The sequence below is a fragment of the Micromonospora sp. WMMD1082 genome (assembly GCF_029626175.1).
GTDB lineage: Bacteria > Actinomycetota > Actinomycetes > Mycobacteriales > Micromonosporaceae > Micromonospora.
This window is the reverse complement of sequence record NZ_JARUBM010000002.1, coordinates 4241422-4263800: the sequence shown is the minus strand read 5'-3', so window position 1 is coordinate 4263800 and position 22379 is coordinate 4241422. Positions and strand designations below refer to the sequence as shown.

General features: G+C 72.4%; 21 protein-coding genes. 9 read left to right on the top strand and 12 right to left on the bottom strand.

Annotated features, from left to right (window positions below):
• Positions 1-116 precede the first annotated feature (116 nt).
• A complete protein-coding gene (locus tag O7615_RS19630) occupies positions 117-2972 on the top strand; it encodes a tetratricopeptide repeat protein (RefSeq protein ID WP_347405091.1) in 2856 nt (951 codons plus the stop codon).
• Positions 2973-3003: 31 nt separating this feature from the next.
• Here O7615_RS19630 and O7615_RS19625 read toward each other — a convergent pair whose 3' ends face one another.
• Entirely contained in the window at positions 3004-4035 is a 1032-nt protein-coding gene (locus O7615_RS19625) for an acyl-CoA desaturase (RefSeq protein ID WP_278179181.1), read from the bottom strand.
• A gap of 115 nt (positions 4036-4150) precedes the next feature.
• On the opposite strand from O7615_RS19625, the gene O7615_RS19620 reads away from it, so the two are divergent.
• Together O7615_RS19620 and O7615_RS19615 are read left to right on the top strand one after the other, a co-directional pair.
• Positions 4151-5452, top strand: a complete 1302-nt coding sequence (locus tag O7615_RS19620; protein ID WP_278182153.1) for a sensor histidine kinase — start codon at positions 4151-4153, stop codon at positions 5450-5452.
• Positions 5404-6039, top strand: coding sequence for a response regulator transcription factor (locus O7615_RS19615; protein ID WP_278179180.1), 636 nt, complete (start codon positions 5404-5406; stop codon positions 6037-6039). Before O7615_RS19620 ends, O7615_RS19615 begins: the two co-directional genes overlap by 49 nt.
• 18 nt (positions 6040-6057) lie before the next feature.
• On the opposite strand, the gene O7615_RS19610 is transcribed toward O7615_RS19615, so the two are convergent.
• Complete coding sequence (locus O7615_RS19610; RefSeq protein ID WP_278179179.1) at positions 6058-6699, bottom strand: TetR/AcrR family transcriptional regulator; 642 nt, start codon at positions 6697-6699, stop codon at positions 6058-6060.
• A 54-nt stretch (positions 6700-6753) separates the two neighbouring features.
• On the opposite strand from O7615_RS19610, the gene O7615_RS19605 reads away from it, so the two are divergent.
• The 3 genes from O7615_RS19605 to O7615_RS19595 all read left to right on the top strand — a co-directional run bounded on the left by O7615_RS19605 (position 6754) and on the right by O7615_RS19595 (position 9366).
• A complete protein-coding gene (locus tag O7615_RS19605) occupies positions 6754-7488 on the top strand; it encodes an SGNH/GDSL hydrolase family protein (RefSeq protein ID WP_278179178.1) in 735 nt (244 codons plus the stop codon).
• Between the two features lie 196 nt (positions 7489-7684).
• Positions 7685-8938 carry a S8 family peptidase gene (locus tag O7615_RS19600; protein ID WP_278179177.1) on the top strand — a complete coding sequence of 418 codons (1254 nt, stop codon included), beginning with the start codon at positions 7685-7687 and terminating at the stop codon, positions 8936-8938.
• Positions 8939-9138: 200 nt separating this feature from the next.
• Entirely contained in the window at positions 9139-9366 is a 228-nt protein-coding gene (locus tag O7615_RS19595; protein ID WP_278179176.1) for a hypothetical protein, read from the top strand.
• A 37-nt stretch (positions 9367-9403) separates the two neighbouring features.
• On the opposite strand, the gene O7615_RS19590 is transcribed toward O7615_RS19595, so the two are convergent.
• The 6 genes from O7615_RS19590 to O7615_RS19565 all read right to left on the bottom strand — a co-directional run bounded on the left by O7615_RS19590 (position 9404) and on the right by O7615_RS19565 (position 14817).
• A complete protein-coding gene (locus O7615_RS19590; RefSeq protein ID WP_278179175.1) occupies positions 9404-11221 on the bottom strand; it encodes an ABC transporter ATP-binding protein in 1818 nt (605 codons plus the stop codon).
• Positions 11218-12240 (bottom strand): MauE/DoxX family redox-associated membrane protein, encoded by a 1023-nt coding sequence (locus O7615_RS19585; protein WP_278179174.1) that lies wholly within the window; start codon positions 12238-12240, stop codon positions 11218-11220. The genes O7615_RS19590 and O7615_RS19585 overlap by 4 nt, the downstream gene beginning before the upstream one ends.
• 1 nt (position 12241) lies before the next feature.
• Positions 12242-13258, bottom strand: a complete 1017-nt coding sequence (locus O7615_RS19580; protein ID WP_278179173.1) for an MvdC/MvdD family ATP grasp protein — start codon at positions 13256-13258, stop codon at positions 12242-12244.
• Positions 13259-13267: 9 nt separating this feature from the next.
• Positions 13268-13558: a hypothetical protein gene (locus tag O7615_RS19575; RefSeq protein WP_278179171.1), complete on the bottom strand. Its 291-nt coding sequence runs from the start codon at positions 13556-13558 to the stop codon at positions 13268-13270.
• Complete coding sequence (locus tag O7615_RS19570; RefSeq protein WP_278179169.1) at positions 13555-13860, bottom strand: hypothetical protein; 306 nt, start codon at positions 13858-13860, stop codon at positions 13555-13557. The genes O7615_RS19575 and O7615_RS19570 overlap by 4 nt, the downstream gene beginning before the upstream one ends.
• A 417-nt stretch (positions 13861-14277) precedes the next feature.
• Positions 14278-14817 (bottom strand): hypothetical protein, encoded by a 540-nt coding sequence (locus tag O7615_RS19565; RefSeq protein WP_278179168.1) that lies wholly within the window; start codon positions 14815-14817, stop codon positions 14278-14280.
• Positions 14818-14930: 113 nt separating this feature from the next.
• On the opposite strand from O7615_RS19565, the gene O7615_RS19560 reads away from it, so the two are divergent.
• Both O7615_RS19560 and O7615_RS19555 read left to right on the top strand, forming a co-directional pair.
• Positions 14931-16178: a GNAT family N-acetyltransferase gene (locus O7615_RS19560; protein WP_278179167.1), complete on the top strand. Its 1248-nt coding sequence runs from the start codon at positions 14931-14933 to the stop codon at positions 16176-16178.
• 124 nt (positions 16179-16302) lie between these two features.
• Complete coding sequence (locus O7615_RS19555) at positions 16303-16623, top strand: hypothetical protein (RefSeq protein ID WP_278179166.1); 321 nt, start codon at positions 16303-16305, stop codon at positions 16621-16623.
• An 8-nt stretch (positions 16624-16631) separates the two neighbouring features.
• Here the strand turns inward: O7615_RS19555 and O7615_RS19550 are convergent, their stop codons facing one another.
• The 4 genes from O7615_RS19550 to O7615_RS19535 all read right to left on the bottom strand — a co-directional run bounded on the left by O7615_RS19550 (position 16632) and on the right by O7615_RS19535 (position 19591).
• A complete protein-coding gene (locus tag O7615_RS19550) occupies positions 16632-17099 on the bottom strand; it encodes a ribose-5-phosphate isomerase (RefSeq protein WP_278179165.1) in 468 nt (155 codons plus the stop codon).
• Positions 17100-17200: 101 nt separating this feature from the next.
• On the bottom strand, positions 17201-18397 hold the full coding sequence (locus O7615_RS19545; RefSeq protein ID WP_278179164.1) for a DUF1015 family protein: 1197 nt from the start codon (positions 18395-18397) through the stop codon (positions 17201-17203).
• A gap of 83 nt (positions 18398-18480) precedes the next feature.
• The gene (locus tag O7615_RS19540) at positions 18481-18789 is read right to left on the bottom strand and encodes a hypothetical protein (protein WP_278179163.1); all 309 of its coding nucleotides are present in this window, start codon (positions 18787-18789) and stop codon (positions 18481-18483) included.
• Positions 18790-18967: 178 nt separating this feature from the next.
• Positions 18968-19591, bottom strand: a complete 624-nt coding sequence (locus O7615_RS19535; protein ID WP_278179162.1) for a disulfide bond formation protein DsbA — start codon at positions 19589-19591, stop codon at positions 18968-18970.
• Between the two features lie 216 nt (positions 19592-19807).
• Here O7615_RS19535 and pepN point away from each other — a divergent pair, with 216 nt between their 5' ends.
• Positions 19808-22357, top strand: a complete 2550-nt coding sequence (gene pepN / locus O7615_RS19530) for an aminopeptidase N (RefSeq protein ID WP_278179161.1) — start codon at positions 19808-19810, stop codon at positions 22355-22357.
• Positions 22358-22379 lie beyond the last annotated feature (22 nt).

The window sequence follows — 22379 nt, the reverse complement described above, 5'->3', positions numbered from 1 at the left end:
CGGCCCTTCTGGATTCGGCGGGCGCCCGATCACCACCCGCACATCCATGTCATGTTCCCCGAAGGCGGACGGGCGGGGACAGTCAACAGACCGTCAATCCGCCGTCAACGTGGACAATGGCCGGCGGCGCGGCGAGCTGGACCAGAGAGCCCGGCGCGACCATGACCATGCGGAATCGGTCGTCGGGTCGCTGGCGAGATAGGCTGCGGCTGATCGTTGCCGGCTATAGAAGGCGGCAAGCGTCAATTCCCGCGGGGGAGGTAGAGGTGGCGTCCGCCGGTGCGCTACCGGATCTCGTAAGGATGTGGCGGGAGCGGGCGCTACTGACTCAGGAGGCACTCGCGCGTCGATCCGGGCTCAGCGTGGGCACGATCCGGGGGATGGAGTCGGGTCGCATCCGCCGGCCGCGCGGCCACACGGTTCGCCTGCTCGCGGAGGCGCTCGCGTTGAGCGACCAGGACCGCGCGGTGCTGGCGGCGCTGGCCCGTGGCAAGCCCGCCGAGCCCGCCGTCGGACACGGATCGCGTTCGGGTGTCGTGCCGGCACAGCTTCCGCCGGATGTAGCGGGCTTCACCGGCCGCGCCGAGGCGCTACGGGTGCTCGACGACGTGCTGTCGTCCGCTGGCGGGGCACTGGTCCCGGTCCTCGTGCTCGTCGGTGGGGCGGGGGTCGGCAAGACCGCGCTCGCCGTCCGCTGGGCCCACCGGGCCGCCGACCGGTTCCCGGACGGACAGCTCTACCTCAACCTGCATGGCTACGCCGACGACGCGCCGCTGCCACCGTTGGAGGCGCTGTCCAGGCTCATGTCCGCGCTCGGGGTGCCGGCCGACCGGGTACCGGTCGACGTGGACGAGGCCACCGCGACGTACCGGAGCCTGTTGGCCGGCAGGAAGATGCTGCTGGTGCTGGACAATGCGGCCGGCGCCCACCAGGTGCGGGCCCTCCTGCCCGGCGGTGGTGGATCCGCCGTCCTGGTGACCAGCCGCGACCAGCTCCGCGGGCTGACCGCCCGAGACGGAGCACGCCGGCTGACCGTCGGCGCGCTGTCCGACGCCGAGGCGTTGAGCCTGTTGAGCCATATTCTCGGCGCAGAGCGCGTGAACGCCGACCTCGCGGCTGCCGAAGAGCTGGCGCAGCTGTGCGCACGCATACCCCTGGCGCTACGGATCGCCGCGGCGAACCTGGCCAGCAGGTCCCACCACCCGGTCGCCGACTACGTGGCACGGCTACGCGCCAACGACCTGCTGGCCACCCTGGCGGTGGCCGGCGACCCACACAGCGCGGTCCTGGCCTCCTTCGACCTGTCCTACCTTCGCATCCCCGCCCCGGCGCGGCGGATGTTCCGGCTACTCAGCCTCGCACCGGGCCCGGACATCAGCGCGCAGACCGCCGCGGTCGTGGCGGACACCACTGTCGGCGAGGCACAGCGGCTGCTGGATCTGCTGGCCGGCGCGCATCTCGTCGAGGAGCACACCTACGGCCGGTACGTCTTCCACGACCTGCTGCGCCGCTACGCCGCCGACCGGGCAGGCCGCGACGAGACCGCGTCGGACCGCGACACCACACAGCGCCGCCTGTACGACTACTACCTGTCCGCTGTGGACGCGGCCGCCCGGGTGCTGTACCCGGAGAAGGCCCATCTGCCGCGGACGTTCCACGGGCCGCACCCCCCGCCACCCCTGTTCGACGACCACAAGCAGGCGCTCGCCTGGTTGGACACCGAGCTGCCCTGCCTACTCGCCACGATCGAAGCGGCCGGACAGCACGGCCCTCGACCGACCGCCTGGCTGCTCGCAGACGCACTGCGCGGCTACTTCTGGCTCACCCGATCCGTGGTCACCTGGCTCACGACGGGCGAGGCCGCGCTGGCCGCGGCGCAGGCCGACGGCGACCCCGCCGCCCAGGCCGCCGCACGGCTCAGCCTCGCCGACGCCAACCACGTCCGCGGACGCTACCGCCAAGCCGCCGCCCTCTACGAGCTCGCGCAGGGCACCGGCCAACCCCCGATCTGGGCCGCCGCCGTCAACAATCTCGGCTGGCTACGGCTGCGCGCCGGACAGCTGGGCGAGGCCGCCGACTGCTACCAGCAACTGTTGGAGTTCAACCGGCGGATGGGCGCATCCGTCGGCGAAGTGGTCCACCTCGGGAACCTCGCGTCCGTCTACCACCTCACCGGGCGACCGGAGCAGGCGGTCGGTCTGCTCAGCCAGGCCTGGGCCATCAGCCGCAAGGCGGGAATCCCGGCGCTGGAGGCCGGCATGCTGGAAAAACTGGGCCACACCTACCACGCGCTCGGCCGGCTTGACCAGGCCCTTGTCCTGTTCCATGACGCCCTTCCCAGGAATCGCATGGCGGGTGACCGGGCCGGTGAGGCGGCCACCCACCTCGGCCTCGCCGCGGTTCACCGAGACCTGGGTCAGCCCATCGTGGCCCCCGCCCGCACCGCCCTGGCACTGGCCCGCGACCTCGGCGACAGCAACCTCGAAGCCGAGGCCCTCAACACCATCGCCACCATCCACGACAGGCTCGGCCAGCACCGGCAGGCCATCGACCACCATGTGAAGGCACTGGCGATCGCCCGGCAGGCGGAGCTCCGGCATGCCGAGGTCGAAGCACTCATCGGCCTGGCCGCCGCCCACCTCCACCTGCACGACCACGCCCAGACCCGCACCTACGTCGACCAGGCGACGACGATCACCCGTGCCCACGGGTACCAGATCCTGCATGCCCAGACGCTGACCCTGTCCGCCGCCGTCCATCTCGCCGACGGCGACAGCGCGACCGCCGACGAGTTGGGCCGGCAGGCGCTGGCGGCACACCGCGAGACCGGCCACCGGCTCGGCCAGGCACGCACCCATCTGGTGCTCAGCCGCATCCACCGCCAGAGCGGCGACACCGTGGCCGCGCAGGAGCACCGACGCCACGCGCGTGCCCTGCTCACCGAGGCCGGCGCACCCGACCCCGGCGACTAGCCCGGTACGGATGCACGAAAGCTACGCGCCATCAGCGTGCCGCGTGTTCGGCGCGGGCCGGTGCGCCCACCTCGTGCAGGTGTCGCAGGGCCTGGCGGTATGAGGTGACGAGGCTGGTCTGCTCGTAGGCGACGCCGATCTCGGCGCAGTACGCCCGCACGATCGGTTGGGCCTTGCGCAGGTTCGGCGTCGGCATGCCCGGGAACAGGTGGTGCTCGATCTGGTAGTTCAGGCCGCCGAGTGCCACGTCGGTCAGCCAGCTGCCGTGCACGTTGCGGGAGGTCAACACCTGCTTGCGCAGGAAGTCCTCGGCGCCGGTCGGGTGCGGCATGCCCTTGTGGTTGGGTGCGAACGTCAGGCCCAGGTATACGCCGAACAGCCCCTGGTGCAGCAGCAGGAACGCGACGGTCTGCACCGGCGAGAGGACGACCAGCAGGGCGGCGAGGTATCCGGCGGCGTGCAGGATCAGCAGTGCGCTCTCCACACCGCGCCGCTTGACCGTGCCGTTGCGCAACGCGGTGACGCTGGACACCTTCAGGCTGACGGCGAGCAGCGTGAGCAGCGGGAAGAAGAGCACGGCCTGGTGCCGGGTGATGAAGCCCTTCAGCCCACGCCGACCGAGGGCCGACTCCGTGGCCCAGACGAGCACCTCGGGGGCCACGTCCGGGTCGAGGTCGTCGTGGTTCGGGTTGTTGTGGTGACGGGTGTGCTTATCCATCCACCAGCCGTAGCTCATCCCGACGCCGAGATTGCCGGCCAGCAGCCCGGCGACCTCGCTGGGTCGCTTGGTGCGGAAGACCTGCCGGTGCGCCAGGTCGTGCGCGACGAGCGCGACCTGGGCGAACGTGACGGCGAGGAACACGGCGGTGATCATCTGCCACCAGGAGGAGCCGATGACGAAGAAGGCCGCCCACCCGCCGAGGAACATGAGCGTGACGACGCTCAGCCGGAGGGCGTAGTAGGCGGGTCGGCGCCGCATCAACCCCGCGGCGATGATCCGGCGGGACAGGACGGCGAAGTCGCTGCCGGTCGCCGTCTGCGACGGCGTCGTGGTGGTCGTCATGGCTCCAGCAGACCCGCCCGGGTACGGCGTCGTCAGGAGCGCTATCCCCTCCGCCGGAGGGGTGCTGGCACCACCGTCGGACGGCAATCCCACGGGCACAATGTGACGGGTGGAGATGGTCAGGGCTGACGAGCCGACGCACGCGTGGGCCCGGCGAGGCGTGCGCGCCGTGCTGGCCGGCCTGGCCGCCATCGGTCTGGCCGTGACCAATGTCGCGCTGCTCGGCGTGACGCTCGGCGCGTTGGCCCTGGTCCCGGTGCCGTTCCTCGGCATGGCGCTGGTGTCCGGGACGACGGCGCTGGTCCGGATGCGGGCGGATCTTGAACGGAGGCTCGCCGCCCGCAGCGGCGTCCCGGTGGCACGCCCGTACCATCCGCGCCCGCAACGGGCGCTGCCCGGCGGCTGGCGGCGCTTCCGGTGGATCGTCACGGACCCGGCCACCTGGCGTGACCTCGCCTGGCTGCTGCCCGGGGCGATCGTCGGGAGCACCCTCGGCGCGATCTCCCTGGCCGTGCCGCTGTACGGGATCTCGGGCCTGACGCTGACACCGTTGTGGATCTGGCTCGGCACCGACTGGTACGGCTACGGCGTGGTCTGGTCCATCGACACGTTCAGCGAGGGCCTGATCTGCGTGCCACAGGGCGCCGCCATCCTCGCCGGTGGTCTGTGGTTGGCGCCGTGGCTGCGCCGCGTCGACGCCCTCTTCGCCCGACTTCTCCTCGCGCCGACCCGCGCCGCCGAGCTCCGGCTGCGCGTCACGCAGTTGACCGCGACGCGCGCCGACACGGTGGACGCGCAGGCGGCGGAGCTGCGCCGCATCGAACGCGACCTGCACGACGGCATCCAGGCGAGGCTTGTCTCGCTGGGCATGATGATCGGTCTCGCCGACGACCTGATCGACCGGAACCCCACCGCTGCCCACGAGATGCTCGCCGAGGCACGGGAATCCTCGGGCACGGCGCTGGTCGAGCTGCGGCACCTGGTCCGGGGCATCCACCCGCCCGTGCTGGCGGAACGTGGGCTGGGTGGCGCGGTGCGGGCGCTGGCGCTCAGCCTGCCCGTGCCGATCACGGTCGACGCCGATCTTCCCGGGCGGCTCGACACACCCGTCGAGTCGGCCGCGTACTTCGCCGTCGCCGAGACCCTGACCAACGTGGTGCGGCACAGCCGGGCCCACACCGGATCGGTGTCCCTGCGGCACGGGGACGGCACGTTGAGCATGGTGGTCACCGACGACGGGGCAGGGGGTGCCGACCCCGCCGCCGGCACGGGCCTGCGCGGTATCGAACGCCGCCTCGCCGCGTTCGATGGCACGATGGCGCTGTCGAGCCCGCCCGGGGGGCCCACCGTCATCACCATGGAGTTGCCGTGCGCGTTGTCATCGCGGAGGACCACGCACTCCTCCGGGACGGACTGACCCGACTCCTGCAGGCGTTCGACTTCGACGTCGTCGCGGCCGTCGACAACGGTCCGGCCCTGCTGCCCGCCCTGATCACCCACGAGCCCGAGGTGGCGGTCATCGACGTACGCCTGCCGCCGACGTTCACCGACGAGGGCCTGCAGGCCGCGATCGCGGCCCGCACCCGGATTCCCGGTCTGCCGATCCTCGTGCTCTCCCAGCACGTCGAGCCGTTGTACGCCCGGGAACTGCTCAGCACCCCGGAGGGAGGCGTGGGCTACCTGCTCAAGGATCGCGTCTCCCACGTCGGCGAGTTCGTCGACGCCATCCGCCGGGTCGCCGCCGGCGGCACCGCCATGGACCCCGAAGTGATCTCACAACTTCTCGCCCGCCGGGAGCCACTGGCGGTGCTCACCGCCCGGGAGCGGGAGGTGCTCGGCGAGATGGCGGAGGGCCGCTCCAACGCCGCGATCGCCGCCAAGCTCCACATCACCGAAAAGGCCGTGAGCAAGCACATCAACAACATCCTCACCAAGCTGGACATGCCGCCGTCCGAGGATGACAACCGCCGCGTGCTCGCCGTCCTGGCCTACCTCAACGCCTGACCGGAACCGCCGTGACGATCAGGGTCCGGGCGCCGCGCCGAAGGCGGACGTCACCGACGCCTGAGCCCGTTCGACCGTGTCGCCGGCGCCCACCGCGAAGTCCCGGAGGTACTGCCGGAACTCCCCGTCGGCCGGCTGGTCCGCGTTGATGTAGCCGGCGCGTTCGAGGCTGACCAGGCCGTGCAACTGGCACCACATGTGCCGGGCGAGGGACCAGGGTTCGGCGGGGCGGAACCGCCCGGCGGCGATGCACCGGGGAACGGTGTCGCGGGCCACGCGCAGGGTGTAGAGGCCGATCCCCCGGTCCTCCTCGGACAGCTCGAACCCGGCGATGCTCGATCCGCCGAACATCACCGCGTACAGGTGCGGCGACAGCTGCGCGGACCGGCGGTACGCGATGGCCAGCCGGAAGCCGTCGGCGACCGGGTCGTCGCTCGGATCCACCGTTGCCAGCCGGGCCGCCAGTTGGGCGAAGCCCTCCCGGATGACCGCCCGGACCAGGCCCGGCATGCCGCCGAAGTAGGTGTAGACGGCCATCGTGGAGGTGCCCGTCTCGCGGGCCAACGCCCGAGCGGACAGCGCGCGCGGTCCCTGCTCGGCCAGCAGCCGGGCGGCGACCTCGACGAGTTCCCGGCGGGAATCCCTGCTGGTCCTTGACACGCGCCACAGTCTAACGGTGTTATGGATATAACGGCGTTATGAAAGGAGACGGGCATGCTGATGCCACGACGTCTTCGGGCGCGGATGCCTCGACCCGTTGCGGCCGCCGGCGACGACTGGGGAGCGGTGGCCGGCGCCGGGGAGCCGCTGCGGCTCGTCGTGCTCGGCGACTCGGCGGCCGCCGGAGTCGGTGCTCCCGACCACCAGGCGGCCCTGGCCGGTCAGACCGCCCACTCGCTCGCCGCGCTGACCGGTCGCGCCCTGTCGTGGCAGGTCAGCGCGCGATCAGGAGCCACGGCACGGACCATCTCCACGCACCTGGTGGACCGCGTCGCCGCACCACACGCGGGCACGAGCCCGGATCTGGTCCTGGTGGTCGCCGGGGTCAACGACGCGATCCGGCTACGGCGACCCCGCCGGTTCCGGCGCGATGTCGAGTACCTGATCGCGATGATCCGGAGCCGGGTGAGCGGCACCGCGCCCGTGCTCCTCGCCGGCCTACCCCCCGTGCACCGCTTCCCCGCCCTACCGGCACCGGTACGGCTGCTGTTCGGCAGCCACGCGCGCCGCCTCGACCGTCAGCTCGCCGGGATCGCCCGACGGGACACCGGCGTGTTCCACCTGCCCGTCGGGCACCTGCCGATCGCCGGAGAAGACTTCTTCGCCGCCGACCGCTTCCATCCGGGCGTTGCCGGCTACCGGGCCTGGGGGCGGACACTGGCGGCACACACCGCCACGATCATCGAGTCGGTCCCGCCCGCCCCGACCACCACCGCGGCCTCGTCCTGATGGTCCGGTCGACCACGAGGACGCGGCCGCCGCATCGGATCACGACCCGTCCTCGGGCTCGCGGCGCCCCGCCGACACTCGCCGGGTCAACCGACGGACGTATCCACATTGGTAAATGCATCGGTACCATCCGGGGAACTGTCGAGCCCCTGCCGAGGGTCACCGCCCGCCGGCAGGGCAACCCGGAGGAGGAACGATGCCACTCCCCCATCCGTTCCGGCGACACGTGGCCGCCACCCATGGCCCGCTCGCCGTACTGCTGACCGCCGCCGTGCTGACCGCGGCGACCGCCGGCCCGGCCGCCGCGGCGCCCGCCACCGGCGAGATCCGGTACGACGATGCACCGACCGCCCTCGCCGGCAGCTACGTCGTGGTGCTCCGCGACGGCACCGAGTCACGCGCCACCACCGGCCGCCGGGCCATGGCCGCCACCGACGGCCCGGCCGTCGCGGACCGGCTGGCCCGGCGGTACGCCGGCCGCGTCGATCGGGTCTTCACCGATGCCCTGCACGCCTTCGAGGTACGCCTGACCGAGCGCGCCGCCAGACGGCTGGCCGCCGACCCGGCGGTGGCCTGGGTCGAGCAGAACCGGACCGTCACGGTGACCGACCCCGGGGTGCAACTCGACCCGCCCTCCTGGGGGCTGGACCGCATCGACCAGCGACACCTGCCCCTCGACGGGCGGTACGCGTACCCGAACACCGCGCCGGACGTGCACGCGTACGTGATCGACACGGGGGTGCGGCGCAGCCACGGTGACTTCGGCGGTCGGGTCCAGCCCGGCGCCGACCTGGTCGACGGCCTGCCGGCGGACGACTGCAACGGGCACGGCACCCACCTGGCCGGCACTGTCGGCGGCGCCCTGCACGGGGTGGCCAAGCGCGTGCGGCTGCACCCGGTACGGGTGCTCACCTGCGCGGGTAGCGGCAGCATCGCCCAGGTGATCGCCGGGGTGGACTGGGTCACGGCAAACGCGGTCCGGCCGTCGGTGGCGCTGCTGGCGCTCGGTGGCGCCGCGAGCAGCGCGCTGGACGCGGCGGTGACGAACTCGATCAACTCGGGCGTGAGCTACGTGGTGACCGCCGGCAGCTCGAACGCCAACGCCTGCAACTACTCCCCCGCCCGGGTCCCGGCCGCGCTCACCGTCGCCGGCACCACGCCGACCGACGCCCGGGCGGCCTCCGGCAACCACGGCTCCTGCCTGGACCTGTACGCGCCGGGGACGGGCATCACCTCGACCTGGCACACCAGCGACACGGCGACGGCGATCCTCAGTGGCGGCTCGACGGCCGCCGCGCACGTCGCCGGCTGCGTCGCGCTCGTCCGGCAGGCCAACCCGACCTGGACCCCGGCGCAGGTCGCCGCGTACCTGGTCGGGCGAGCCACCGTCGGGGTGGTCGGCGCGGTACCCAGTGCCACCCCCAACCGCCTGCTCTACTGCGGTCCCTGACCGCGCCACTCGCGACTCCCTCGCCGGGATCGACTGCGGCTCCCCACCCGAGATCGACTGCGAAGGACAACGGGCAAGGGCCGACCAGACCGGTCAGGAATCAAGAAGCGCCGGTCACCCGAGGACGGCTAGCGTGACCAAGACCGGCGTTCCGGCAGGTCACTGGGGCCGGGGATCGGTTGTCTTCTCGGGAGGTCGCGATGAACTGGAGCAAGTGGATACGGCAGATCCACCGTTGGCTGGCCATCGGCTTCACGGTCACCGTCCTCGTCACCTTCGTCGCCCTGGCGCAGGACGAGCCGGTCGTCTGGGTGTCCTACGTGCCGTTGCTCCCGCTCGTCCTGCTCCTGATCACCGGTCTCTACCTGTTCGTGCTGCCCCACTTCACCAGATGGCGTGGCGGGCGACGTACCGCCACCACACGGTGACCAGGCGTCCTCGGAGGCAGGTGTCTCCGTAGGCGGGTCAGGCCGCCGGCTGCGGGTCCTGGTAGCCGGCGGCCTGGCGATGGAACAGCCGGGCGTACGCGCCGTCCACGCCGATCAGCTCGTCGTGGCGGCCGTGCTCGACCACCTCGCCGTCGGCGAGCACGACGATCAGGTCGGCGTCGCGGACGGTGTTCATCCGGTGCGAGATCAATAGGCTGGTCCGGCCGGCCCGGTGGGCGGCGAGCCGCCGGCTGACCTCGTACTCCGCCTCCGCGTCGAGGCCGGCGCTGGGCTCGTCGAGGACGAGCAGGTCGGCGTCGCCGCGCATCAGCGCGCGGGCCAGCGCCACCCGCTGCCACTGGCCGCCGGAGAGCACCACCCCGCTGGTGGGGTCGTCGCGGTCCTCGGCGTTCAGATAGACCCGGGTGAGCAACGTGTCGTAGCCACGGGGCAGCACCGACAGGATCTCGTCGACGCCCGCCAGTCGGGCCGCCGCCCGGATCCGCTCCCGCTCGTCGAGGGCGCCCACCTCGCCCACCCCGATGTTGTCGGCGGCGCTGAGGTCGTACGCCATGAAGTCCTGGAACAGCACGCCGATGCGCGCCCGCAGCTCGCTCGGGGACAGGTCGCGCAGGTCCACCCCGTCCCACCGGATGCTGCCGTGGGTCGGGTCGTAGAACCGGCACAGCAGCTTCACCAGGGAACTCTTGCCGGCGCCGTTGCGCCCCACCAGGGCCACCGACGCTCCGGCGGGCACGGTGAAGCTGACCCCGCGCAGCACCCACGGCAGGTCGTCGCCGTAGCGGAACCACACGTCGTCGAACTCGACGCCGTGCTGCAGCGGCGGCACGACCGGCAGCGCCACGGCGCGGGCGGGCAGGTCGGGTGGGGCGTCCACGACGAACCGGTAGTGCCCGAACAACAGCATCGCCTCGTGCAACCGGCCGGCGTTGACGAAGACGGCGCTCAGCCCGCCCTGCACGCCCGCCACCGCGGCCACGAAGACTGAGACGTCACCGATGGTGAGCGCGCCCGAGCGGGCCGCGTCGACCGCCCAGACCAGGCCGATCCCGGCCACCGCCGCCCCGAGCAGTCCGTGCAGGGCCTGCACGAGCAGTTCGCGCCGATCCATCCGGCGCTGGCCGGCCTGGATCCCGCGCAGCTCGGTCAGCATCCGGGCGCCGAACAGCCCGCCCAGGCCGTACAGCCGGACCTCCTTCGCCGCGGTGACGCTGGTCATCAGCTGGGCGTAGAAAAACTCCCGCCGTGCGGCGTGGCCGTGTTCCCACAACAGCGCCGCGCGCTGCCGGCCGAGCCGCAGCTCCCCCCGCAGGGTCGGTACGGCGGCCACCGCCACGACCAGCAGCATCCACGGATTGATCGCCGCCAGCGTGGCGAGGAAGGCGACCATCGTGATCAGCCCCTGCACGGCGCCGAGGAAACCGCTCACCACCTCCGGCGGCCCGGCGGGGCCGGTCTCCGCGGCGAGGGTGAGCCGGTCGTGGAAGGCCGGATCCTCGAACCGGCCCAGCCCGGTCATCCGGCCCACGGCGGCGAAGAGGCGCTGCCGCGCGCTCAGCCCGACCGACCGCTGCAACTCGGCGTCGACGTAGCGACCCAGCTCGGGTAGGAGCACGGCGGCGGCGCCCGCAGCGGCCAGCAGCAGCACCGGCCCGGCGAGGCGGCCGTCGCCGGCGGCCAGCCGGTCCAGCACCACCTTCATCAGCCAGGCGACGGCGACGGGTACCGCGCCGGCCACCGCGGTGAGCAGCACCCGGGCGAGCAGCCAGCGGCCCGCCGCGGCCCAGGCCATCCGGGTCGCGGCGGCCAGCGCGCCGACTGCCTGCCCGATCACGGTGCGGCGGTGGCGGGCACCCGGTCGAGCACGAAGTGGCTGGCCACCACGGTGTCGCCGGCAAGCAGGCCGAACGCCGGGTAACCGTCCACACCGAACGCCCGGGCGACCGGCCCGCGCTCCGGCTCGTTGACCACCCGCGCCACCGGCGTGAGTCGTTCGCACAACTGCCCGGCGTCCGGACCGGCGCCCAGCACCACGGCCAGCGCCTGCTCCCGGCCACCGGGCAGCGCCTCGGCCCGGGCGAGGAAGCCGGGCAGGCTCTCCGCGCAGGCCGGGCAGCTCGGGGAGAGGAAGGCGACCAGAGTCTCGCCGCGCAGCGCGGCCCGGGACACCGGTACGCCGTCGACGGTGGTGGCGGTGAAGTCGCCCACGGTGGCACCGGCGGTCAGCATGATCGGCTCCGGGTTCTGCACCCCCTCGATGCTGACCCGCAGCAGCGCGGACTGCCGCCGCAGCTGCCCCAGCACGACCAGCAGGACGGTGGTGTTCACCAGGCACAGGACGGTGACCACCAGCAGCAGGACGGACGAGGGCGGCAGGTCGCCGCCGGGTGGCGCCGAGGCGAGGACGGGCAGCGACGGCGGGCGGGCACCGCCGAAGGTCAGCGCCATCCCGCCGACGGCGACCGCCGTCAACAGCAGGTTGCGGGCGACGTGGGCCGGGCCGGGTGGGCGTTCGGCAACCCCGAAGCAGCGGCAGGGCTCGCGGACGCCCCGGCGGACCATCCCGGCGACCGCCACCGTGAACGCCGCGAACACCACGGCGGCCAGCGCGAACCCCGCCGGCGCGAGGGCCGGCACAGCGACGGCCGCGAGCAGCGTCGCGGCGGCCAGCGCCTCGGCCGCCAGCACGGCCACGGCGAGCAACCCCGCCCGGACCGCCGGCACGCCGACGGTACGCGGCAACGAGGCGCGGAACTCGGCGAAGGCGGCCCGCCCCCGTAGCTTGCCGACCAGCGCCCAGCCGAGCGTGCCGCCCAGTGCGAGCTGGGCGACGAGCAGCAGCACCCCGGTCATCTCAGTAGCCGACCTGGGTGACCTCGCCCCGGCGGAAGGGGCCGCCGGCCAGCAGCAGGTCCGCGATGGTCTCGCCCATCGGCAGGCCCAGGTCGTGCTGCAGCCACATGAACTGGCCGCCCGGGTTGACCTCCAGGAAGACGTACTCCCCCTCGGGGGTGACGATGAAGTCGAGGGCCGCGTAGACGATGCCGAGGCGGTCGAGCAGGCGCTGTGTCTTCGCCACCACGTCGTCGGGGAGGGGTTTGTACGGGCCGTACGGCAGGTGGTTCTCGCCCCGCCAGTCCACGGAGGTGGTGGGCAGCGTCTGCGAGTCGATCACCACGGGGAACCAGGTGTTCCCGACGACGGTCAGCCGGACCTCGTACGCCTTGTCGACGTATTCCTGGAACATGCAGAGCGTGTGCCGGACCCGATCGGCGTTCGCCAGCACCTCGTCGCCCACCACGGTGGTGTAGAGGCCGCTGGGGAAGGCACCGGGGTAGTGGATCACCCCGCCGGTGAGCGCCTTGTAGACGACCGGTGCGTCGGCCGCGCCGACCATGGCGCGGACCTCGTCGGGGTCGTTGGTGAGCAACGTTCGGGGCACCCGCATGCCGACCTGCTTGGCCAACCCGAGCTGGTACGGCTTGAGTTCGGCGACGGCGTCGGCGTCCGGCCGGTTGACCCAGAGACAGTCGGTGCCGCGCAGGATGCCACCGATGCCGTGCAGCGCCTCGTTGCGCGCGAACTGCTGCTCGGCCTCGCTCATCTGCTCGTGGAAGCGGAAGGCGGTGGGGCGGCGGTACCACACCCCGGAGAGGCGGTCGAGGTCGACCTCCCGCCCGCGGTGCAGCAACCGCCGCCGCTCGCCATCGAAATCCGAGGTGGTGAACGTCAGCGTCTGCGGGAAGTAGCTCAGGTCGACGCGGACGACGTCGGCGCCCCGTGCGGTGAGGGTCCGCACAACGGGGTCGACCGTGGGATCGAAGTCCTGGGTGAGGATGAGGATCCCCCGGTCCGATGGCGAGGTGGACATGCGTCGCCCCTACGCGCAGGCGTCGTCGGTCACGCAGTCCCCGCAGTTGGCGCCGGAGGTGCGGGTCTTGGTGTAGACGCCGGCGGTGATGGCGCCGTCCGGGGTCACCCAGACCTGCTGGTCGGCGTCGTAGTAGCCGAGCTCCGTCTCGGTCTCCTCCGGCATGCCCGGATCCCAGTTGGCGAAGAGGTAGCCGAACGGCTGGCGGTCGTGGTCGGCCGGCAGCGGCTGGCTGAAGTCGTGCCCGCTGGTCATGGACAGCGAGGTGCGCAGTGGGTTACGGGTGAGAGTGGTTGTCACGTCTCGTCTCCTTCTTTTCCGGCTCTTTCGCCCGGCGGATTGCCGGCCGACGACAGCGGCTCGGTGAGCCCGATGATTCCGGGCACCTCTGCGGAAAACGACCAGGTCTGCTCCACCTCGTCGTAGTGCCCGGCGTCGAGGATGAGATCTGATTCCAGCTCGTCGTGGTCGGCGCGGTCGTAGAGGTATCCCAGCGGTGCGAGGTGGTGCCCCCGCCGTCGTTCGCGCAGGTCGACGTCGATGGCGCGCACGACGAGCCGGGTCCCGTCGAGCTCGGGGCGGTCCAGCCGGAGAACGGACACCGGAATGCCCACTCCCTCTACAAATCCAGACCCGTCGACCTTCCCCCCGCCTCCCACAAGCACATCCTATAGACGCTTTTAATTTTGTGAAGCTCTGTGTTGACAGAATTTTCACATCACGAAGTCGGACACAGGCGTGCTATTCACACATTAGGCAGCACACTTTCCCCCTTGCCGGGGAAATTGTGTCCGATCGCGGAAAAGACGGGGACGACCGCAGATTTAACACCAAGACGGATAGGTGCGGTGATGTCCAGACTGGGGGTGTCTGACGCCCGCCTCGGGCGTCGGGGGGATGAACCGCGCCGAGCGGGGTAAGCAGGGCGCCGTCCTGGTGGAGTGACGACCTCGGTCGCGGCTACGCGACCGCTCCCGGGCGGGTCGGCCCTCGGCCGATCCGCCCGGTGACCGGCGGACTCAGGTGGTCAGCCAGTTCCAGGCATCCATGATCCACTGCGTCTGGCGGAGATAGGCGAAGCCCAGGCCGGCCAGGAAGACGGCGGTGACCAGATGCGCGCCCCGGGCGCTGCGCCGCACCCGGCCCAACTGCCGTTCCAGCACCACCCGGCCCAGCAACCGGGCGAGGGCGAACAGCCCGGCCGCCACCAGCAGGCTCACCGCGAAGACCAGAAACGGCCCGACGAGATCACCACCGCCGGAGATCGCCCAGATCCCCCAGCAGACGAAGGCGAACAACGCACCCGCCGCGCTCCACTCGCCGCCGCGCTTCAGCCGCGCCACGTGCCAGCTCAACGGCCGTCGCGGCACCGGCTCGCCCGGCCAACCGGTGCCGGTCGGCTCGTGCGCCACCGCCGGGAACGGCTCGGTACGGTGTGCCCGGGGACCGACCGAGGCCACGCCCCGCCGGTACGGGTCGCGCTGCTGCGGAACCCCGGCATCCGGCTGCGGAGGCACCTCGACGGTCCGCTCCGCCCACGGCTGCGTCTGGTCGGCCATCTCGTCCCCTCCCCTGGACCGGCGGCGACCCACCGGGCGCCGCTGGAGACTTCGAGAGTAGCCAGCCGGCAAATCGGTCGCCCCACCCCGTGCCGATCCGTTAGACACGACCGGTGACCACCTCCACCCTGCCCATCGCCACCCTGCCCATCGCGACCGGTCGTGCCGAGGACTACGACGAGATCGGCCGGTTCCTCGGTGACCTGTTCCATCAACCCGTCGTGCCCGAGGCGCACGAGACCGAACGCGCGATCTTCGAACCGGAGCGCGCCCTGCTGGTCCGCGACGGGCCGGAACTGGTGGCCAGCGCCGCCGCGTACACCCGGGATCTGGGCGTGCCCGGCGGGGCGATTCCCGCCGCCCACGTCACCCTGGTAGGGGTCGCGTCGACCCACCGCCGCCGGGGACTGCTCACCGCGATGATGCACCGGCAGCTGCGTCAGATCCGCGACGACCGCCGGGAACCGATCGCGGTGCTCTGGGCCAGCGAGGGGCGGATCTACCCACGCTTCGGCTACGGTCTGGCCGCGCAGCGACTCACCGTCACCGACGAGACCACCGAGTTGCGGCTGCCGGCGCCGACCCCGGACGAGGGCCGGCTGCGCCTGGACTCGCCGACCGCCCGCCGGGCCGACCTCGCCCGGGTGTACGACCGGGCCCGCGCCGACCGGCCCGGCTGGTCCGCCCGCGACGACCGATGGTGGCGGTACGTGCTGGTCGACCCGGAGGCGCAGCGCGGCGGCGCCACCGAGCGACGGGTGGTGCTGCACGAGGGCGCCGACGGCGTCGACGGCTACGGCCTGTTCCGCACCAAGGCCGAGTGGGAAGACGCCGGCCCGAAGGGCCTCACCACGGTCGACGAGGTGGTGGCGACCGACCCGGCCGCGTACCGGGCCATCTGGCGGATGCTGCTCTCGCTCGACCTGGCCCGACGGCTGTCCTGGGTGCGCGCCGCCGTCGACGAACCGCTGCTGCGAATGGTGAACGAGCCGCGCCAGCTCGGTGCCCAGCTGGTCGACGCGCTGTGGGTACGGGTGGTGGACGTGCCGGCCGCGCTCGCCGCCCGGCGCTACGCCACCGACGTCGACGTGGTCATCGAGGTGACCGACGACCTGCTGCCGGAGAACACCGGCCGGTGGCGGCTGCGCGGCGGGCTGACCGGGGCCACCTGCACTCCGGAGAGCGCACCGGCCGACCTGGCGTGCGACGTACGCTGCCTCGGCGAGGTGTTCCTCGGCGGCGCCGGGCTGACCACGCTGGCGGACGCCGGTCGGGTCCGCGAGCTACGCCCCGGCGCCCTGGCCACCGCCACCCCCGCCTTCACCTGGCCCCGCGCCCCCTCCGCCCTAGAGGTCTTCTGACCACCCCACTCCCCCTTCGGCGATCATGAAGTTGTTACCGCGACACGCCGGGCGGGGCGACAACAACTTCATGATCAACAGGGCGAAGAGGGTGGGCGGGTGGGGGTGGGGGTACGGTCGGGGGGTGGCGGATGGGGAGCGGCGACGGCGGCGGCACCGGCATCACGGTGGTCACGGTGAGGGTGGTGACGGGGGCGCGGCGGCGGCCACCGCGGGGATGCACGACGGGGGCGAGGCGCACCGTGGGCGGCGCGGCGGCGCCGACGAGGGTGAGCGAGGGTTGCGCGGGCTGGTCGGTTCCGGCTCGTCACAGGTGAGCGTCACCGCGGCGATGCGGGCCCGGGACGCCGCCCGGCCCACCGAGGAGGATCTCGCCGAGGCCGCCGCCCGGGTCGTCATCGTCCGCCGGAACTGGACTCCCCGCGACGAGCTACCCCGCCGCTGACCGTCCCGTCAGGGCAGGTCGGGCAGCTTCCGGGTGCGCTCGTACTCAGCGACCTGGTCGATGCGGCGAGCGTGCCGCTCGCTGCCCGAGAACGGGGTGGTCAGGAACGCCTCGACGATGGCGGTGGCCTCGTCGAGGGTGTGCTGACGGGCACCGACGGCGACCACGTTGGCATCGTTGTGCTGCCGGCCCAGCTGGGCGGTCTCGACGTTCCACGCCAGGGCCGCCCGTACTCCCGCCACCTTGTTCGCGGCGATCTGCTCGCCGTTGCCCGAGCCGCCGACGACCACGCCCAGGCTGCCCGGATCGGCCACCACGCGGGTACCGGCGTGCAGGCAGAAGGCCGGGTAGTCGTCCTCCGGGTCGTAGGCGTGCGGGCCGATGTCGACCACCTCGTAGCCCTGCTTGGCGAGGTGGTTGGCCAGGTGCACCTTCAGCTCGAAACCGGCGTGGTCGGATCCCAGGTAGACGCGCATACCGGGCAGTCTGTCAGGCGCGCCCGGGCGGGCAGCGCGGGGGCGGTGCCCGCCGGAACGGACGCCATGTCAGCGGCGGTGCCGGCCCGGACGGGCGCCGGTCAGGGCAGCTCGGCGACCACCAGACCGCCGCGCGCCTTCGGGGTGAACCAGGTGCTCTTGCGCGGCATCTTCTCCCGGGCCAGGTTCACCGCGACGAAGTCGTCGACGGTCACCGGCGCGATGAGGATGGCCAGCTCGGCCCGGCCGGCCTCGACCTCACCGGTCAGCCAGCTCGCCGGGTAGTCGCCGCCGACGTAGGTGATCCGCTTGTCGCCCGGGTCCAGGCCGAGGGCATCACGCAGCAGCAACCGTTCGACCAGGGCATGGTCGAGATTCTCCAGCCGGCCGGCGCCGGTGTGCGGCAGTGTCACCGCGTACGCCTGGCCCGGCAGCTGGAGCACGACGGTGCCGCCGGCCGACGGGACCTCGGCCGGGCCGTCGACCGTGGTGACCCGGGCACCGGCGGCACGCAGCCGGTCGAGCAGCTCGTCCGGGGTGGTGGTCAGCTCGCTGACCAGGCGGTTGTACGGCTGGATGGCCACCGATGCCGGCGTGGTGACGACCGCCAGGAACCGGGACATCCCGCCGGTCTGCGCGGCCAGACTGCGGTGGTTGCCGTCGGCGACGACCAGCTCGCCGCCGCCGGCCAGCGCGGTCAGCTCGTCCTGCTGGGCACCGGGACCGACCAGCCAGATGGCGTGCGTGCGCCCGGACTGGTCGGTGTCGGTGGCGGCGGGCGCGCCGGCTGCGTCGGTGGCCGCCGCGAGCGCGGCGTGCAGCTCGTCCCCCCGCCCGGTCTGCAGCAGCAGTACGGGCGAAAGCAGGTGGCCCAGCGCCTGGGCCAGGGCGACCCGCTCGCGCACCTTCGCGATGAAGACGTCCTCGTTGCGGATCACCAGGCCCGGCTCGTCGGCCCGGGTGGAGATCTGATCGGTGTCGACCATGGCGAACAGCCCGTAGGCCGGTTCCTCGCCCGCCGCGCTGATCCGGTACAGCACCACCACCTGCTCGGCCGGGGTGTAGCTGCCGTCGGCCTTCGCCTCCGCCAGCCGGCTCACCGCCGCCGGCAGGGCGTCGCCGAAGGACGTGCCGAGGCTCTCCGGGGCCTTGTGCGGCATCTCGATGCCGAGGGCGCTGTGCGGATTCGCCTCGATGATCGCCGTGATCTCCGCGTCGTCGGCGAACTCGTCGTAGTTCTGCGCGCCGGTGCCGCCAGTGGTGATCCAGGCCCGGGTGATCGGGTGCACGACCGTCATGACCGATGACGCTACCGGCGCCGGCCCGGCCCCCACCGCCCGACCCGCCCCCCGCCCACCAGGTGACAGGGAAGGGCCCCCGGTCAACGGTCCGACCTGGTGGTCTGCCGGTGCCGACCGGCGGGCGTCGGCACCACGGCCGGGCGTACCCGATCCGGGCGTGGTCGCTGGTCGCGCAGGTCCCGATCGGGTGGGGTCAGGCGGGACGTGACCGGTACCCTCGCCACGCCCACCACGCCCGACCGGCCCAGCACCCGGGCCGTGGTGCTCGTGGTGCTGGGGCGGTCCTGGCGGGGCGCGGGCCAGCGCAGGTCGGGCGCCGGCCGAGAGTCGCCGTTCCCGCGTTCCTCCCACCACTGGAGATCGTCAACGGGCGCACGGTGCTTGGCCATCTGGCTCCCCTCCACGAGCTGCGGAATGCGGCCGGCAGCCGCAGCTACGGCCCGCCGGATCGCCGCTGCGGACACAGGGTCAAACGAGCCCGTGGAGGCAGCGGTGACGCGGCGATCCACTTGTTGAGAGAGGGCCCCTGCTATACCGGAGGCGTTAACCGGGGCCCTTCCCAGCACCTCAGTCGAAGATGGGGTCCAGGTCGCGGCTGCGCTTGAGTTCGAAGAAGCCGGGCGTGCCGGCGACCAGCAGGACGCCGTCCCAGAGGCGACCCGCGGCCTCACCCTTGGGCGCCGGGGTGACCACCGGCCCGAAGAAGGCGACCTGGCGACCGTCGGGGCCGGGAGCGTGGATGACCGGGGTGCCCACGTCGGTGCCGACCGGTCGCATGCCGGCCTCGTGGCTGGCCCGCAGCGGCGTGTCGAGGCCGGCGTCCCCGGCCGCCGCCGCCAGGTCCGGGTCCAGTCCGGCGTCGGTCAGGGCGGCGACGTACAGCTCCGGCCCGAGCTGTTCCCTGCCGAGGTGGATCCGGGTGCCCAGGGCCGTGTAGAGCGCGCGGACGGCGTCCGGGCCGTAGCGCTGCTGCGCGGCGATGCAGACGCGCACCGGTCCCCACCCGGCCCGCATGATCTCCTGGTACTCCTCGGGCAGGTCCCGACCCTCGTTGAGCACCGACAGGCTCATCACGTGGAAGCGGACGTCGACGGCGCGGACCCGCTCCACCTCCAGCAGCCATCGGGACGTGAGCCATGCCCACGGGCAGATCGGATCGAACCACATGTCGACGCTGGCGCGCTCGTTCACGGTGAGATCCCTTCGCAACGGTGATACCGACTCGACGTCGTACCACCGATCCTCGCTCCGCCGCACCCCGCCTGTGTGGGGATCGACCCGTGACCTCGCCCACCACCGCCTCCCCGTACATGGAAGACTCAGGCGGGACCGGCCGTCACGAGCGGTCGACGGACGACGCGACCGTGACGCACGGCGAGAGTGGGATGGAGACGAACAGTGCCGGGAGTGCGCAACCTGACACAGGCCGAGGCGACCGAACGGGCCCGCCTGCTCGACGTGACCGGATACGACATCAGTCTGGACCTGTCCAGCGCCGTTCACGCCGCCGGCGGCCGTACCTTCCAGTCGACCACCGAGGTGCGTTTCGGCTGCACCGAGCCGGGGGCCACCACGTTCATCGAGGTGGCGGCGGAGTCGGTACGCTCGGCGACGCTCAACGGCGCCCCGGTCGACCTGACCGACTTCTCGGCCGAGAAGGGGCTGACGCTGACGGGGCTGGCCAGCGAGAACACGCTGGTCGTCGACGCGGACTTCGCGTACTCCACCTCGGGGCAGGGGCTGCACCGCACCGTCGACCCGGTCGACGGTGAGACCTACCTCTACAGCCAGTTCGAGACGGCCGACGCGCAGCGGGTGTTCGCCTGCTTCGACCAGCCGGACCTGAAGAGCGTCTACACCTGGCACGCCACCGTCCCGGAGCACTGGAAGGTGGTCTCCAACATGCCGGTGGAGCGCGAGGAGGCGGCGGGCGAGGGCCACAAGACCGTCCACTTCGTCTCCTCGGCGCGGATGAGCACCTACATCACCGCGCTCTGCGCCGGGCCGTACCACGAGGTGCGGTACACCCACGACGGGATCGACCTGGGTTACTTCTGCCGGGCGAGCATGGCGCAGTACCTCGACTCCGACGATCTGAACCTGATCACCACGCAGGGCTTCGACTTCTTCCACGAGCAGTTCGGGGTGCGATACCCACTGCCGAAGTACGACCAGCTGTGGGTGCCCGACTTCAACGCCGGCGCGATGGAGAACTTCGGCTGCGTGACGCACGCCGAGTCGCACTACCTGTTCCGCTCCCAGGTCACCGACTTCGAGTACGAGCAGCGGGCCAACACGATCCTGCACGAACTCGCGCACATGTGGTTCGGCGACCTGGTCACCATGCGCTGGTGGAACGACCTGTGGCTGAACGAGTCGTTCGCCGAGTGGGCGAGCCACTGGTGCAACACGCACGCCACCCGGTTCACCGAGGCGTGGACGACCTTCCTGTCCATCCGGAAGAACTGGGGCTACCGGCAGGACCAGCTCTCCTCCACCCACCCGGTCTACTGCGAGATGCCCGACCTGGAGGCGGTCGAGGTCAACTTCGACGGCATCACGTACGCCAAGGGTGCCAGCGTCCTCAAGCAGCTGGTCGCGTACGTCGGCGAGGAGCCCTTCCTGGCCGGCCTGCGGGCCTACTTCGCCCGGCACGCCTGGGGCAACGCCACCTTCGACGACCTGCTCTCCGAACTGGAGAGCGCCTCCGGCCGCAAGCTGGCCACCTTCGCCTCGCAGTGGCTGGAGACCGCGCAGGTCAACACGCTGCGGCCGGAGTTGACCATCGGCGCGGACGGCGCGTACGAGCAGGTGCTGGTCCGCCAGGAGGCGCCGGCGGGCCACCCGACGTTGCGTACCCACCGCATCGGCGTCGGCCTCTACGACCTCACCGACGGCCGGTTGGTGCGCCGCGAGCGGTACGAGGTCGACGTCGACGGTGAGCTGACCGAGCTGACCGGGCTCGTCGGCGTGCCCGCGGCCGACGTGCTGCTGCTCAACGACGACGACCTCACCTACACCAAGCTGCGCCTGGACGAACGCTCCATGGCCACGGTGGTGCAGCACATCGCCGGCTTCGACTCGTCGCTGGCGCGGGCGCTGTGCTGGACCGCCGCCTGGGACATGACCCGCGACGCCGAGCTGGCCACCCGGGACTACGTGGCGCTGGTGCTGGCCGGGCTGCCGGCCGAGCCGGACATCAACCTCGTCACCGCGACGCTGCGCCAGGTCAGCAGCGCGCTCACCTTCTACGCCGACCCGGACTGGGCACCGACCGGCTGGGCCGAGCTGGCCCGCACCGCGAAGACCACCCTCGCCGCCGCCGAGCCGGGCAGCGGCTTCCAGTTGGCCTGGGCCCGGGCGTACATCGCCGCGGCCCGCTCCGGCGAGGACCTGGCCGTCCTGCGGGGCTGGCTGGAGGGCACGCAGGTGACGCCCGGGCTGACCATCGACACCGAACTGCGCTGGAGCGTGCTGCAGGCACTGGTGGCCAACGGGGTGGCCGGGGCGCCGGAGATCGAGGCGGAGCTGGCCACCGACAAGACCTCCAGCGGTGAGCGGGAGGCCGCGTACGCGCACGCGCTGGTGCCGACCGAGCAGAACAAGAGCACGGTCTGGGCCCAGCTGACCGGCCCCGAGCCGTTGCCGAACTGGCGACACCGGGCACTGTTGCAGGGCTTCACCCACCCGGCACAGGTGGAGTTGGTCGCGCCGTACCGGGACCGGTACTTCGCCACGGTCGGGCAGGTCTGGGCCAGCCGGGACAGCGAGCCGGCGCAGGAGTTCGCCATGCTGATGTACCCGGCGCACCTGGTCGAGGACGACACGGTCGAGGCCACCGACGCCTGGCTGGCCCAGGAGGGCCGCCCGGGGCCGTTGCGGCGCCTGGTGGCCGAGGGCCGCGACGGCGTGCTCCGCGCGCTGCACGCCCGCCGCCGGGACGCCCGGACCGCCTGACCGACGCGGACCCTCGGGGCCG

Excerpts from the sequence above, each read along its gene's own strand:
- O7615_RS19630 (WP_347405091.1), top strand. The coding sequence starts at position 117 with ATGGCCGGCGGCGCGGCGAGCTGGACCAGAGAGCCCGGCGCGACCATG.
- O7615_RS19625 (WP_278179181.1), bottom strand. The coding sequence starts at position 4,035 with ATGACGACCACCACGACGCCGTCGCAGACGGCGACCGGCAGCGACTTC.
- O7615_RS19620 (WP_278182153.1), top strand. The coding sequence starts at position 4,151 with ATGGTCAGGGCTGACGAGCCGACGCACGCGTGGGCCCGGCGAGGCGTG.
- O7615_RS19605 (WP_278179178.1), top strand. The coding sequence starts at position 6,754 with ATGCTGATGCCACGACGTCTTCGGGCGCGGATGCCTCGACCCGTTGCG.
- O7615_RS19600 (WP_278179177.1), top strand. The coding sequence starts at position 7,685 with ATGCCACTCCCCCATCCGTTCCGGCGACACGTGGCCGCCACCCATGGC.
- O7615_RS19595 (WP_278179176.1), top strand. The coding sequence starts at position 9,139 with ATGAACTGGAGCAAGTGGATACGGCAGATCCACCGTTGGCTGGCCATC.
- O7615_RS19585 (WP_278179174.1), bottom strand. The coding sequence starts at position 12,240 with ATGACCGGGGTGCTGCTGCTCGTCGCCCAGCTCGCACTGGGCGGCACG.
- O7615_RS19580 (WP_278179173.1), bottom strand. The coding sequence starts at position 13,258 with ATGTCCACCTCGCCATCGGACCGGGGGATCCTCATCCTCACCCAGGAC.
- O7615_RS19565 (WP_278179168.1), bottom strand. The coding sequence starts at position 14,817 with ATGGCCGACCAGACGCAGCCGTGGGCGGAGCGGACCGTCGAGGTGCCT.
- O7615_RS19550 (WP_278179165.1), bottom strand. The coding sequence starts at position 17,099 with ATGCGCGTCTACCTGGGATCCGACCACGCCGGTTTCGAGCTGAAGGTG.
- O7615_RS19545 (WP_278179164.1), bottom strand. The coding sequence starts at position 18,397 with ATGACGGTCGTGCACCCGATCACCCGGGCCTGGATCACCACTGGCGGC.
- O7615_RS19540 (WP_278179163.1), bottom strand. The coding sequence starts at position 18,789 with ATGGCCAAGCACCGTGCGCCCGTTGACGATCTCCAGTGGTGGGAGGAA.